Origin of the sequence: Cohaesibacter marisflavi (genome assembly GCF_900115225.1) — a bacterium.
In the GTDB taxonomy this organism is placed as follows: Bacteria; Pseudomonadota; Alphaproteobacteria; order Rhizobiales; family Cohaesibacteraceae; genus Cohaesibacter; species Cohaesibacter marisflavi.
Genome location: NZ_FOVR01000001.1, coordinates 369,940 through 384,124 on the forward strand (window position 1 = coordinate 369,940; position 14,185 = coordinate 384,124).

The window sequence follows — 14,185 nt, forward strand, 5'->3', positions numbered from 1 at the left end:
AAGAAAACCAAATCCGGTAGAGAACAATTGAGCAAGAGGCAAAACGCAATGTCAGAGACATATGACGATTATGAAAACTGGGAAGAAGAGCGCAGGGTTAGCCCGCTCTCCCTGGTTGTCATTGTGGTCATGGCGCTCACTAGCGCCGCCATTATTGGCAATGCCCTTTTAAGACAGCCCAATTCCGCCGGTGTTGTGATCATGAAGGATGTGCGCAACGAGCATCTGAAAAATCGTGCCAACGCAAAATCCGGTGTCAATGCTCTGGAGCAGGTTAACAAGCAGGCAATGACCCTGACCATACAGAATGCGCTCATGATTGCTGGCTATTATGCCGGTCCTCTCGATGGGGTAGAAGGACGCCAGACGGAAGAGGCCATTGCTGCCTATCAGGATTCGGTTGGTCTCAATGTTACCGGCAAGGTTTCGCAGCAACTCTATGATATTCTGACCCGGCGCAAAGAGCTGGCAACCGGCAGTGTAGCTCAGGTTCAGAGTGTGAAGGTCGCTCCGACCAATCAAACCCAAATGCCTGAGCAAGTGCTGATCACCAAACCGGAACCTCAGCCAGAGCCAAAGCAGGTGTCACAAAAGCTCGATGCATTGCCGCGTATCAAACCGGCAGGCTCAACGTCAAAACCTACTACTCCACGGTCAACTGCTCGCATGCAGATCACCCCGAAGCCAGTGCCGCGCAAGCTGGTGTCCATCGGTCCGGTTCCGCCTGAGAGCATTCCGATGGCAACCGCATCTGTAAGCGCCTCGGGAGATCCGGTTCTGGCCAAGGTTCAGCAGGCGTTGAAGAATATCGGCTTTGAAAACCTGACCGTTGACGGCGTTATGGGCAGCCAGACGAGTTCTGCAATCGAACATTTCCAGCGGAGCCGAGGTCACCCTGTTACCGGTCAGGTGAATGATCGCCTGCTGCAGGAAATGATGATCATGGGTTATCTCGATCTGGGCTAACTCCAACCTCTCTCAAGTAAGACAATCAATGCGCCTAACTTCTGACCTGTGGGTCTCTGCCTACTTGCGCCGCCGTAATTCTGCGGGCAAGCCATCAGTTCTTGTCCGTCGTGGAGCCAAAGAGGCTGGCGCCATCTTTGTGCGTGTGGATCGGCTGGACGGTACGCACGACCTTTATGAGCCGGCAAGCCAGCTCTCCTATAGCGAGGACAACTCAAGGCAGGGAGACCGCCTCTTTCGCCGCTGTCTGGAAGCTGTATCCACATTCGATATCATGGACAGGCTGGAGAAAGAGGCCAAGTTTGACAGTGATTTCTGGGTTGTCGAAACAGAATGTGCCGATGCGGGCCATGATCTGATGCTTGCCGATGACTGATCGATTCAGAGCCCCGCTGATAAACAAAAACCCTTGCCACTTGAGAAAAGCGGCAAGGGTTTTGTTTTTGGATTTCTCTGGGCTGTCAGTTTCAGCCTTGTTCCGGTCTCTTTAATCTGCGGCCGAACTCAGGCAGAGCAGAGCCTTCGCTGGCTGCTTTTCGTGAAGGATCTGAAGAGCCTTGCAATCCGGTTTTCCTTAGACGGGCGGCGCTTTTGCCCGCGCCTTCGTCATGGAGTGGCGCGTGCTGCGTGGAGGCGACGGTACGCGGCTGGCCAAACAATTGGGCGACAATCTTGTTCGCTGCAGCAGGATAGAGCTGATGATACAGTGTCATCAGCTGGGTGATTTTCTCATAGTCATGAGCAATAGCATCGGGGCCATGCAACAGGATAGAAAGGGTGCTGCTCTCATCCAGCCCGATGGAATAGAGATAAACCACCAGCGCTTCGCCGCCCTTGTCCTGAAGGAGCTGCGTCATATCAAGACGGCGATGGCCTGAAATATCATGCATCAAGTCTGCCGCGCGAATGCGATCATTGCTAAAGCGGGCGGCAACCAGTTCCTGCACCGTGAAGTCATCAAGCATGACGCGTGCCTGATCATCTTTGGTTTGTTGGCCCGCATCGACAATGGTTTCTGCCAGAATGGATTGCAGGATAGTGAGCCTTGTTTCAGCGTCATAGCCATAGAAGCTGTTTGCCATGCCATCCCGTGCGGTTGCGTTCAGAACCATGGATGCGAGATCTACAGGGTCTGTCTCGTTACTCTCGTCCGATGGCGAGGATGAAGAAGCCGCTGTCTCATTCGCGTTCTGGTTCTTCTCGGAGCCCTTCATGGCCTCATAGGCATCGACATCAACCAGCGTGTGCTGAGACAACTCAGGCAGGGACGAAATGTCGTCAGCTTCGCTCTCAGTATCCATCTTCTCGATCGGAGCGGGCGCATCATGATCGGCTTGGAACCCTGCGGAAAATGATGGTGCGCTAACGCTTTGGCGCGTTCCGTCCTCATAGTCCTTCATCTTCTGACGCAGGGCATTCAACGCTTCACGCTGGGCCTCCAACTGTTCGGAAATCACCTGCATCGGGGTTGCTTCAAGATCTTCCAGAGCAGTGATCTCGCCATTTTCCAGAATGTCGATCTCGATGGGTTCAACCAATTCCACATGAGGCATGGCTCTTGATGATGTATCGAGAAGCAAATCAGAGACAGACGGCAGGTCTGGCTCGGCTTCGACAAGTTCCAGACCAGCAAAGCTGATCATGTCAGGCATGAAGCCAAGGGGCGCATGCTCATGGACCAGAGGTTCATCACCCTCGGAGGAGACTTCTTCATCTACGGACGAAGGAGCGCCACGGGGAATGGGCAGAGGCTCGGCAATGAGTGGCTGATCGGTAGCCTCGGATATGATGGATGTATCCTCCGAAGAAGCGTGTCCTTCATCTGCGTCTTCTTCAGCGGAGCCTACTGGCTCTTCGTCCTGCGAGGACATTTCACTCTGGTCGGTTGTTGCGATGCTATCAAGCGACAGTTCGCTTTCAATCGCTTTCACGACCTTTTCAAGTCCCGTTGTGCTCATTTGCGCCAAGGGATTGGTTTTTGTTTCTGTCTGTTGGCTTGTGCTTTCCGCAGCCGCAGGGACGGAGAAAATTCTTGGCGCAACTCCGTCTTCTTCCGAGGCCGGAATATCGCCGGTGAGACGCGCCAATGCGCGCTCCCAGTCATCTTCGGTCGCCGAGGTTAAATGGGCGCGTGGAATGGACAGATCATTCTGAGCTGTGTCGCTTGGCGTAGAGGAAGCCGCCTGTTCTGAACCCGGAGCAGGTGTCGGCGCTTTGGTTGCTTTTTCAGCCTCGCCTGAATTTGGTGTGGAAACAGTTTCACTGTTGGATGACTTGCGAATGGTCAGAGTGATTTGAGGTTTGCGCTCCAAAGACCTGGACGCAACAGGCTCCTTTGAAAGAGGCTCTCCAGCGGTGCGATTGGCCAGCTTCTGGCTTGCTTGTGCCAGGAGTTCAGCCTCTTGCTGATCAAGAGGGCGCTTAAGGGCAGAGCGTAAGTTGTCCAAAGGCGATGTGTTGAAGGAGGCGAGCGGTACCTTCGCGGTCAATGGCGCAGATGGCTCTGGTTCCTCTTGTGGCGCGTCCTCCAGCATAGGGGGAAGCAGCTCGGCCAGCGGCGGCTCTTCTGCTGAAATGACAAAGGAGGTTTTATCGCAGGCATCAAAATCGACATCATTATCAGGAGCCACATAGGACGTCGAGAGAGCCGGTGTGTGATCTTCTTCAGGTTCATCCGCAGGACCAAAGGAAATGGTCGCCTCGCGTTCATCGCCTAAGAGAGGGGACTTCAACAATGGGAAATCGGCATTCTCGCTATCGAAAGCGCCGATTGTGAAGGAAGCTGGCCCGGTTTCTTCTTCGAACGCGCTTGGCTGAGCTATGGCAGCCGTTTCGAGCATTTCCACATCGTCCATCAGCTCTTCAGGCTCAGAGGCGCCCATCGAAGAGGCAAGGGCTGCTGGCGCTTCTTCTGTCGCTGACACATCTGGAGCTTCCTGCTCAAGCGCATCTGCGACTCCATAGACGATGTCGCTGCTTTCAGATAAGGGCAATGCATCGTCGAGCTGGGACTGATCAGTTTCAGCCAGCTGTCTTGCCAAAGCCTCGATTGCATCATCATCCAGCGCATCCCAATCGCTTTCGGAAAGCTGATCAAGAAGCTTCATGTCTTCTGCATCCAGCAGCAGGGCTTCATCGTTCATCGCAGAGACGGGTTGGGCCGGGGCGGGGTGGGATGCAGAGGCTTGGGACATCTCGGGCAGTTCGTTTTCAGAGGCAGTAGGGGGCTCTGCATTTGGAACAATGGATGATATGTCTTCTCCAAGAGCGTCTGGTTTGTAATGCGCGCACCAATCCTGTTCCATGGAAGAAACCAGCGCATCCAGCTTATCTGTTTCCTTAGGCATTGCCTTGGGCTCCAATTGTTCAAATTTTATGGCTCCAATGCGCTCGATTTTGGCTTGCATCGGGGCGGAAATAGATGGACGGGCCGCTCTGTTCTCCGCCAAATGACGGGCAACGGAGGGCTCTTCAAAAAGAAGCAGTTGAGAGATCAGGAGTGCCGAAAGGTCGGCCCGCAGCGCTATGGCTTCCCGCTTGGCGCAATTCCCCTGCAAGATCTGAACCGTCAGCTCCGCAGCATCAAGCAGCGGTGATTGCGCCAGAACCGGAGCGGCAACCGCATCAACATCGCAGCAAAGCAGTAGCACCACATCCCGTGGAACCCGGCGCATAGAGCAAAGCTTCTGAGAGATCGCGACCCTATCTGCAATGGAGGTCGCGCCGAAATGGCGTCGAAAAATATGTGTGAATTGTGCCTGCGCCAGACGGTCGAACTGACCCGCTATCAGGTAGGTCTCTGTTTCCTCAGCTAGGCGCGACCGTGCAACAAGTGATTTCACGTCAGAAACCCTTTGCGTAAATCGCGGCTAGAGAAGAGAAAACAGGCGTTCCCATCCAGTCGTCCTCGTGTTTGAATCCATATCCCAACTGTCAGCCTTCATCTTCGTGGTTATTCTTTAATATCCTGTTAACCATAGGCATTCTGGCCTGACTTTTCATCGCCTGAATGCATGTCGGAGATCGGGACAGAAGCAGCGGGTGCTTTGTTTCCAAATCGGCCCCTTGGCATCTGCATTCTTATGCTGAACAATGGACGAAATCGATTCGAGTGATATCTCGAAATTGTAATGGTATGGTGATGCGCGATCAACTCTCGCTTGCTGCTTCAGGACTGCAGGGCCTTTGGAAAAGAGAAATTATTTCACAGACTTACCATCCATACCTAGCGGACGCCGTGGAGCCGGTCTAACGGTCCTTTGTGCGCTTGTCCTGGGGCTTTCCGCTTGCAGTTCGCGAGTAGGGGATCTTGGTCGGCCCGAGAGCAACAGTTTCGCTGAAGGCTTCATGCACAATACCGGCAGACTGAAGGCAAAACTGACCGGCGAACTGGTCTCTGATTTCAATTTCACCGATGAAGAGAAGACCATGCGTAATCTGGCCTGGAACCTCATCAGGCCACCGCATGCTGAAGACTGGATTTCATCGGATTTGTGGAAATTCTATTCCTCGCTCCAGAATGTCGGGTTACACCTGCTCACCGAGACGCAGACGGCTCGGCTGACGCCGCTCATCGATATGGGCTTTGATCCAAAACGTTATTACTGGGTTCTGCATTCCGAGAAATATGCCTCCCACCATGTGCGCTATGAACGCATTATTCAGGATATCCAGCAAGACCGTGACGCTTTGGCCAGTTTTGTTCCCGCCGCGGAACGGGTGGTGGCCATGGACAACGAACGCATGGCTGCGCTGGAACGCAAGGTTGATATGGATCCGCGAGAGCTGAAAAACGCCTATGCCCGTGTTGATGAAAACAAGCGCTACATTGCATGGGTCTGGCGATCCTTGAAATATCGCATGACCGCCTATGCCTATGCGATCAAGAAGCTTGAAATAGAAACACCATCCCCACGCGTGCATGAGGCCAATCAGGCGCTGCGGTTCCTCTTGGCCGATTTTGAAGAACAGAATGGCACCATCGCCGCTTCGGATAGCCAAGGGGCCGCCAACACGCCTTTGCCCTCGCGCTATACACGTCGTCAGTGGGACAAAGTGGACCGAACCTTGATCAAATAACGCAGACTTTAAAGGGAAGAGAACAGCTATCGCCTCCGGTAAAATAGTATCGGTGCGCCAATGGTCTATTCAAAGGACGCTTCGCTCCAGAGAGGGCCGCACGAGAGCGTTCCCAGCGCGCTGGCGATAGTGCCCCGGTCCCGTTCGGATGCAACCATGGCTCTAACAACCAGAATGCCCTTTTCCCCTGCTGCCGAAATGACAATGGCCGTTTCATCAGTCATGTCTGGGCGCTCCGCCAACAGCCGCTGCTGTCCGCGTGTCGCGAGAACAACATTGAGGTTTGATCCCGAAATCTGGTTGGTCAGACTGAATTGGCTACGACCATTCCGGTCGACATAATCCAGACTCCAGAAATTGCTCGGCAGGCTGCCTTTCAATAAAATCGGCGCGTCAGATACATTGGTACGGCAAAGCCCATAAGCGAAAGTCGGGTCCAGATCGACCGACAAGTTGATTGCGTCTTGCGGGTCTGAAAGTACATACATCTCATGTACCGGCCCCAGCGCCTGAACCTTATGCCATAGATCATTTTCCGCAAAATAGGGTAGGGCAAAAATGGTCGCGATGTGAATGATCGCTGCAACGATGAGAGCTGCCAAAAAGACAAGGATTTCGCGGATCATGGGCACCCCGTCGCTGCTATAGATGGAAGCTCAATTTCCGAATATCCGCCCCCGCTGGTATGGGGCGTTTCATAGAGCCGCAGTACAAGCTTGAAAGGCACATTGGCCGGACTTTGCAGCCAGTTTCCCCCCATGATCTCTGGGCCGGTCACGATATCAAATCTGCTGCCACTCACACGAGCCACATCCTGACTGTGCAGGCTATAACGGTTGGATGGATTGTCAATCAGCTCGCCAGATCTCGTAGTAAGCGTCAAGGTCCAGATGCGCGAAGGTAGCTCGCTCCCCTCGACGCGATAGTGACAGGCGCCATCAAGCGGCGTGCCTTTGTCATCCGTGGTGGCAACAAAGGCGATGCCTTCTCCCGAGGCCAGCTTCAATGAGCCGCGCCGCGCCTGATCTGCGCGGGAGTAGGGATTGACGTCCGGCCCTGCAGCATCTGGCCAAGCGTGCCAGGGGCCGATTTGGAACAGCCCGAAACGATCTGCATGATTGACGGCAAAATAGGCGCTGCCAATGCCGAGGCCGATGGCGACAACAGCAAAAAGAATGATATCTCCGATTAGGCGCACGCTCTATCGCTCTCGTTCTGGTTTGCTCAAAGTTGACGCTCGACTCTCGTTTTCCTCAAGCCCTTAATGTATCCGTACAGGGATTTACGCAAAGGTCAATTGCAGATCGCCAATTTGAGAAAGGCCAGTCCGACAAATCCGCATCTTTTCTGATCAGCGGCTTATGATCGACGTTTGGTCCCGTTGCCATGCAGTCTTGAGTTCACTCAAGCCTCCAGATGGTGGCTGCTTGAGCTGGGTTAGGCCGGGTACTGAACCAGACTTGTTTGGAGAGGCCGCGGGCAGGGGGAGCAGCTCTGGGGCCTGCGGCTGAGAACCAGAGGCATCGTCATCGTGGTTGAATAGCTTTGATAGCTGATCCAGCTGATTGACCACACTGGGAGACAGACGCTGATTGGACCGTTGGGTCTTCAAGTCTTTGATGCGACCAGCTGCTGCGACCTGAATATTCTGGTGGTTTTTCTGGAAGAGGATCGGGTCTTCAACATAGGGCATGGGCTTCAACTCGACCTGCTGGTGAGCTGCGGTCATGATCTTTTGCCAGGCCATGGCTGGCAGATTGCCGCCGGTGAGGCGCCGAGTATCATGGTTGTCATCATTGCCGAACCAAACTGCCGCTGCATAGTTGCCGGTAAAACCGCAGAACCAAGCATCCTTGTAGGAAGACGTCGTGCCGGTTTTGCCTGCTGCCGTAATGCCTTCCAGTTGTGCCCGGCGCCCTGTGCCGGCGTTAACAACGGAAACCAACATCTCGTTCATGCCAGCGATGGTTTCTGGCGGGATGATCTGTTCGGGCTTGTGGGTGCGATTGTAATCATAGATGACACGCCCCTTGGAATCGAGAATCTGCAAAACCCCGTGAGCGATGGCTTTCTTGCCACCCGATGCAAAAACGGCGTAGCCTGTTGCCATATCCATCACCGAGACTTCCGCAGCCCCAAGCGGCAGAGAGCGCGTGATCTTGAGCTCTGAATGAATGCCCATCCTGTGAGCCACTTCGACGATCTTGTCGCGACCGATGGCCTGAGCCAGGCGAACGGGCACAGTGTTGATCGAGCGTCTTAACGCATTGAGCAGTGTGACCGGACCGGAATAGGACCGGCCATAGTTTTTCGGTGACCAGTTGCCAATGGTAATCGGCGCGTCCTGAATGACGGACTTGGGGGTGTAGCCATTCATCAGGGCCGTTGTGTAGACGAAGGGCTTGAAAGACGAGCCCGGTTGGCGCAGGGCATCAGTTGCGCGGTTGAACTGGCTCTTGCCATAATCCTTGCCACCAATGATCGCGACCACAGCACCATCAGGCTCCATGAGCACGGCGGCAGCTTCGCTGACATCATAGCGTTTGCCATTCTCGCGCAGAATGCTGTCGATGGCCTGTTCCGACTGCCGTTGTACAGTCATGTCGATAGACGTTTTGACGGTCAACACACGATGCTTGCCGCCAACGATGCGTTTGACTTCCTCAAAAGCCCAGTCAAGGAAATGGTTGGGCGTGTCTTTCTCTGCCTGATCAACGGGCGTAGCCGGATTGCGAAGGGCACCCACAATCTGGCCCTCGGTCAGGAAACCCGCCTGAACCATGTTGATCAGCACTTCCTTGGCGCGGGCGCGGGCGCGGGGCAGATTGACATGCGGCGCATATTTCGTTGGTGCCTTGAAAAGACCGGCCAGCATGGCGGATTCTGCCAGCGTGAGATCCTTGGCCGATTTGCCGAAATAATATTCAGACGCTGCCGCAATGCCGTAGGTGCCGCCGCCCATATAGGCGCGGTCAAGATAAAGTTTGAGAATCTGGCGTTTGGTGAGCCGTGCTTCCAGCCAGAGCGAAAGAAAAGCCTCGTCGATCTTGCGGGTGAGGGTGCGTTCGTTTGTCAGGAACAGGTTCTTGGCGAGCTGCTGGGTGAGCGTGGACCCCCCCTGAACGACACCGCCTGCTCGGGCATTTTCGACAATAGCGCGTGCCAACCCCAGAAAGTCGATACCGAAATGCTCGAAGAAACGCCGGTCTTCCGTTGCCAGAACCGCCTTGATGAAATTGTCCGGTAGATCCTGTAGCTCAAAGGAATCGTCCTGAAGAATACCGCGCTTACCGATTTCGTTGCCAAAGCGATCGAGAAAGGTAACTGCGTAATCTTCCTGTTCGGGCAGGCCTCCGATCGTCCGGTCCATATCGTTGAGCGCCCATGAAAGAGCAAATAGCGCGCCGAACACGCCCATGGTCAAGCCGCCCGAGAGCATCTGGATCAGCCAGAAACGCCATCCTGTCACACGCAGGCGGCGCATCACGGAATTCACATTCTCCAGCCAACGCAGCAGGGTTTCCCGGAGCCGATAAAGTCCGGTATCGACAGCGGCATCCAGGGCGAGGAAACGGTATTTCCACTTGACCTTTGTGCTATTTTGAAACGGATCTTTCACGGCTCTGACACTTTGTCTCTGAAATCGATGGACCTAGCAATACTTTGTTAGCTAACGCTCTTCAAGAAGCAAGTCCTGGGCCAGACATAAATTTTAGTTTATTGGGGCCCGATTTTTGCGCACTGGCAAGAATAATCACCTCTGACATCATACAGGACTTGACGAACCAATTGCTAATGGTCGACAGATCTTATGGAAACGGGCAAGATGAAGTTATAAGCCATTCACCAGAATGCCTCAAGCCCGCGCGAGACCAGCCGTAGTGCCCTTTGGTACTGCCCAATGCCAACAAGGGCCAAAAGAATGACCGACAAGAAACCGGACCTGATCGCCACAGTCGATCCGACTGCTGAATATGAAAAGCCCTTCTGGCAGGTGAAAAGGCTCGATGAGATGAGCCAAGCGGAATGGGAATCGCTCTGCGATGGCTGCGCGCGCTGTTGCCTCAACAAGCTGGAAGATTGGGACACGGGCGAAATCATCTGGACCAACGTCGCCTGCAGTCTGCTGGATTCCGATAGTTGCCGCTGCAAGGACTATCACAATCGACTGGCAACGATCCCAGATTGCGTTCCGCTGGATGCCGAAAAAGTGTCCTCCATCTCGTGGTTGCCGCCAACCTGCGCCTATCGCTTGCTGGATGAGGGCTATGACCTCTACTGGTGGCATCCTCTGGTGTCGGGCGATCCCGATACAATCCATCAGGCGGGAATTTCCGTGCGCGGGCGTGTTGTCTCGGAAGAGGGCATGGAAGTGGAAGATTATGAAGACCATCTGGCCAGTTGGCCCGGCGAAGACCCTGATGACGAGCCTGTATTGTTGAACCGGGACCACAAGTAAGTTTTTCCCAGCTGTAAGCTGATGAAAAATCAACACAAACGCAACTTTAACAAGAAAATTACAACTTTAAAAAGAAAATCTCTTGACCTGCGAACGGTCCTGAGGTACATATTAGCTACAGTCGGAAAGGTGTGAGCAACTTTTGCTCCCTCCGACTGTCGTGTGTTTATAATTGGGCTTGTTAGTCCATCTAGCTATTCGCCGCTCGGTTCGCCGCAGCGGCTTTTTTTATGCTCTTGCAAATGCCCAATGGGGCCAGTTTGTCCCTTGAATGCCTTGCGAGTGATCGCGGCATTCAGATGGTTCATCGGTGTGACTGCGGGCTATTTACAACTGACACAATCAGGAACAGGCATGTCAAAGAAACAGTCAAAGAGACCGGACTGGAAGGCCATTCGTGCCGAGTGCGAGAAAGCGGGGCGCGCTTCTTTTTCCGCAATCGCCACCGCCCATGGCATCAGCGTTGCTACATTGAGAAAGAAGCGAAAGCTCTGGGAGCAATCGGAGGAGGCGACGAAAGATGAAACCTCGCAAGAGGCTTCCACAATAGATGGATCATCTGTTCAGTCTGCATCTCTAGGGCCGTCAGGCCTAAGTGCTCCATCAATTGATCATCTGGCCATGGTCCGAAGGCTTTATCACGCAACGGACCAGCAAATCCGGCATCTTGAACAGCAGTTGCAAAATGGCAGCGCGGCGTTTGACGAAAAGGAAGCGCGCATGCTCGGCACAATAGCTCGCACGCTGGACAAGATCATGGAGCTCAACCCGCAAGGGGCTGATCTGGATGCTGCAAGGAAAGAGGATGGAAATGGGGATGACAGAGACGATGATACAGGCACCCTTGACCTCCTCCGCGAAGAGCTTGCGCGCCGCCTTGATGGACTCAAGCAAGGATCTTCAGGCAAACTTTCTGGCGAGTCTGACACCCAATGAATTGCGGCGCCTCGTGTATGACTGGGAGCTTTGGGCGCGCCCAGACCAGTTGCCGCCCGATGGTGATTGGATCTCCTGGCTGGTTCTTGGCGGGCGCGGCGCTGGCAAAACGCGCACAGGCGCTGAATGGGTCAAGGCGCTGGTGCAAGGGCGGCCGCCCTTTGCGTCCCAACCCTATGGACGCATCGCGCTGATTGGAGAAACCCTGCAGGATGCCCGAGATGTGATGGTGGAAGGGGTATCCGGCCTGTTGGCTATTCACGACAAACAGGACCGGCCAAATTGGCAACCGTCCCGACGTCGGCTGGAATGGCCCAATGGTGGGGTTGCTCAGATCTTTTCCGCTGAAGACCCGGAAAGTTTAAGGGGCCCGCAGTTCGGGGCGGCATGGGGCGATGAGCTGGCCAAGTGGCGTCACGCAGAAGCCACTTGGGACATGTTGCAATTTGGTCTGCGCCTTGGTCAAAAACCACGCCAGATTGTAACCACGACACCAAAGCCTACACCTTTGCTCAAGAGGTTGATGGCCGATCCGACATCTGCAATCAGCCATGCACCAACACGAGCCAACCTGGCCAATCTGGCTCCGGGCTTTCTGGATACGATCGTGCGCCGCTATGAAGGGTCGCGTCTTGGGCGGCAGGAACTGGACGGGGAATTGATTGAAGACAGGGCCGATGCGCTTTGGAAGCGCGATCAGCTCGACCGGCTGAGGGTTGATGATCCTCCCGCGACCCTCAGCCGGATTGTGGTCGCCATTGACCCGCCTGCGACCTCTGGCAAAAGCGCCGATGCCTGTGGCCTTGTTGTCGCAGGGCTTGATGGAGATGGGCTGTGTTTCATTCTAAGAGACAGTACTCTTAACAGTGCAAGCCCCACAGCTTGGGCCAACAAGGCCATCGCGCTCTATCATCGCTTCGAAGCAGATTGCGTTGTGGCTGAAGTCAATCAGGGCGGGGAGATGGTGACCACTATTCTCGGCAATATTGATGCAAGCGTGCCGGTGCGATCCGTGCGGGCGACCCGTGGCAAATATCTGCGCGCAGAGCCTGTCAGCGCTCTTTATGAGCAGGGCCGGGTGCGCCATGTCGGCAACATGGCCGAACTGGAAGATGAAATGTGTGACTTCGGGCTCGATGGTCTGACGTCTGGAAAAAGCCCCGATAGGCTTGACGCCATGGTTTGGGCTGTGACGCATCTCTGCCTGGCTGATCGGTCTCAACCGAAAGTCCGGGCAATCTGACACTGCAAGAAAGGAAGAAGCATATGCTTCGCTGGACCTTGAAAGGGCCGGCGCGTTCGCGCTCGCCTCAAATTCACAAAGCCAAGTCAAACGCCACTGATCTCGCAGCAGATACTGGCGCGCTGGAAGGCAAAAATTCTCGGACCGGCGCTCTTGTTTCTGTGCACCAGACAGGGCGCCCGCGCTGGACACCACGAGATTATGGCGCATTGGCCCTGCAGGGCTATGCGCGTAACCCGATCGTCTATCGGTCTATCCGCATGATCTCAGAAGCTGCTGCTTCTGCCACCGTCTATTGCCTAGTGGGGGGAGAAAGACTGACCGAGCATCCAGTGCTTAATCTTCTGCATCACCCGAATGAACGGCAGGATGGTGCGACATGGCTTGAAAGCCTTTATGGCCATCTGCTTGTTTCCGGCAATGCCTATATTGAGGCCGTTTTCGGCGCTAGCAGTTTAAAAGAATTGCATTGTTTGCGGCCAGACAGGATGAAGGTCGTGCCCGGTCCAAACGGCTGGCCAGATGCTTACGACTATACCATTGGCAACAGGGCAGTGCGGTTTCATCAGAATGATGACGGCGCACTCGTTCCGCCGATCCTGCATATCACCCTGTTCCACCCACATGATGATCACTATGGACTCAGCCCGCTAGAAGCGGCGCAGACAAGCCTCGATGTGCACAATGCAGCCGCCAGTTGGAACAAGGCGTTGCTAGACAACTCCGCCCGTCCATCTGGCGCGCTGGTCTATGCAGCTTCTGAAGCAGGAAACCTTAGTGACGAGCAATTTGAGCGTCTCAAGAAGGAACTGGAGGAAGGCTATCAGGGCGCAATGAATGCTGGACGCCCTTTGCTGCTTGAAGGAGGACTGGATTGGAAGAGCATGAGCATGTCGCCGCGTGATATGGACTTCATCGACGCCAAGAATAGCGCAGCTCGAGAGATCGCTCTGGCTTTTGGTGTCCCGCCCATGTTGCTCGGCATCCCCGGAGACAACACCTATTCAAACTATGCCGAAGCGAACCGAGCCTTCTGGCGTCAAACGGTTCTGCCGCTGGCTAGCCGCTGTTTGCAAAATATCGCTCGCTGGCTTTCGCCCGCTTATGACGAGACGTTCGATTTGAAGATTGATCTAGATCTCGTCTCCGCATTGGCAAGCGAGCGGGAGGCGCTCTGGAACCGCGTCGGCAATGCGTCCTTCCTCACAGAAAATGAAAAACGCACCGCAGTCGGCTACAGCCCGACGGACGCACCAATGAGCACGACCCGCAGCACAGGCGAGGGAGGGAAATGATGTGGCAGAAGCTTTGCAGATTTTCGCGACAAAGGGAGATCTGGCCCATGTTGCGCTTTTTCTCTGGGCCAGTGCGGCAAGTGGCTTGCTCGTCTGGAGCCTGCGAGAACAGGCTGCATCCAACAAACGCTTTCAGGATTTTGTCGAGGAGATTGCGCGCCTCACCAGTTTGCTCGAATAGTAAACTGAAATTCAGTTCATTTTGGG

12 protein-coding genes are annotated in these 14,185 nt (G+C 54.6%); 8 read left to right on the forward strand and 4 right to left on the reverse strand.

The window, feature by feature from the left end; genetic code table 11:
* Nucleotides 1–48 precede the first annotated feature (48 nt).
* Complete coding sequence (locus tag BM258_RS01600) at nucleotides 49–966, forward strand: peptidoglycan-binding domain-containing protein (protein WP_090068166.1); 918 nt, start codon at nucleotides 49–51, stop codon at nucleotides 964–966.
* 28 nt (nucleotides 967–994) lie between these two features.
* Complete coding sequence (locus BM258_RS01605) at nucleotides 995–1,342, forward strand: DUF1491 family protein (RefSeq protein ID WP_090068168.1); 348 nt, start codon at nucleotides 995–997, stop codon at nucleotides 1,340–1,342.
* 91 nt (nucleotides 1,343–1,433) lie between these two features.
* Here BM258_RS01605 and BM258_RS01610 read toward each other — a convergent pair whose 3' ends face one another.
* On the reverse strand, nucleotides 1,434–4,808 hold the full coding sequence (locus tag BM258_RS01610; RefSeq protein WP_090068169.1) for a DUF2336 domain-containing protein: 3,375 nt from the start codon (nucleotides 4,806–4,808) through the stop codon (nucleotides 1,434–1,436).
* 505 nt (nucleotides 4,809–5,313) lie between these two features.
* Between BM258_RS01610 and BM258_RS01615 the strand changes: the two genes are divergently transcribed.
* Nucleotides 5,314–6,045, forward strand: a complete 732-nt coding sequence (locus tag BM258_RS01615; RefSeq protein WP_090068171.1) for a hypothetical protein — start codon at nucleotides 5,314–5,316, stop codon at nucleotides 6,043–6,045.
* A gap of 65 nt (nucleotides 6,046–6,110) precedes the next feature.
* Here BM258_RS01615 and BM258_RS01620 read toward each other — a convergent pair whose 3' ends face one another.
* The 3 genes from BM258_RS01620 to BM258_RS01630 form a co-directional block, all read right to left on the reverse strand.
* Nucleotides 6,111–6,671 (reverse strand): DUF1254 domain-containing protein, encoded by a 561-nt coding sequence (locus BM258_RS01620; protein WP_090068173.1) that lies wholly within the window; start codon nucleotides 6,669–6,671, stop codon nucleotides 6,111–6,113.
* A complete protein-coding gene (locus BM258_RS01625) occupies nucleotides 6,668–7,243 on the reverse strand; it encodes a DUF1214 domain-containing protein (protein ID WP_090068175.1) in 576 nt (191 codons plus the stop codon). Before BM258_RS01625 ends, BM258_RS01620 begins: the two co-directional genes overlap by 4 nt.
* A gap of 153 nt (nucleotides 7,244–7,396) precedes the next feature.
* The gene (locus tag BM258_RS01630; RefSeq protein WP_210186618.1) at nucleotides 7,397–9,664 is read right to left on the reverse strand and encodes a transglycosylase domain-containing protein; all 2,268 of its coding nucleotides are present in this window, start codon (nucleotides 9,662–9,664) and stop codon (nucleotides 7,397–7,399) included.
* A gap of 303 nt (nucleotides 9,665–9,967) precedes the next feature.
* Here BM258_RS01630 and BM258_RS01635 point away from each other — a divergent pair, with 303 nt between their 5' ends.
* From BM258_RS01635 to BM258_RS01655, 5 genes are all read left to right on the forward strand, one after another.
* Entirely contained in the window at nucleotides 9,968–10,504 is a 537-nt protein-coding gene (locus BM258_RS01635) for a YcgN family cysteine cluster protein (RefSeq protein ID WP_090068177.1), read from the forward strand.
* A 354-nt stretch (nucleotides 10,505–10,858) separates the two neighbouring features.
* Nucleotides 10,859–11,440: a hypothetical protein gene (locus tag BM258_RS01640; protein ID WP_090068179.1), complete on the forward strand. Its 582-nt coding sequence runs from the start codon at nucleotides 10,859–10,861 to the stop codon at nucleotides 11,438–11,440.
* The gene (locus BM258_RS01645; protein WP_090068181.1) at nucleotides 11,385–12,683 is read left to right on the forward strand and encodes a DNA-packaging protein; all 1,299 of its coding nucleotides are present in this window, start codon (nucleotides 11,385–11,387) and stop codon (nucleotides 12,681–12,683) included. Before BM258_RS01640 ends, BM258_RS01645 begins: the two co-directional genes overlap by 56 nt.
* 23 nt (nucleotides 12,684–12,706) lie before the next feature.
* The gene (locus BM258_RS01650; protein WP_090068182.1) at nucleotides 12,707–13,978 is read left to right on the forward strand and encodes a phage portal protein; all 1,272 of its coding nucleotides are present in this window, start codon (nucleotides 12,707–12,709) and stop codon (nucleotides 13,976–13,978) included.
* A gap of 1 nt (nucleotide 13,979) precedes the next feature.
* A complete protein-coding gene (locus tag BM258_RS01655; RefSeq protein WP_090068184.1) occupies nucleotides 13,980–14,159 on the forward strand; it encodes a hypothetical protein in 180 nt (59 codons plus the stop codon).
* Nucleotides 14,160–14,185 lie beyond the last annotated feature (26 nt).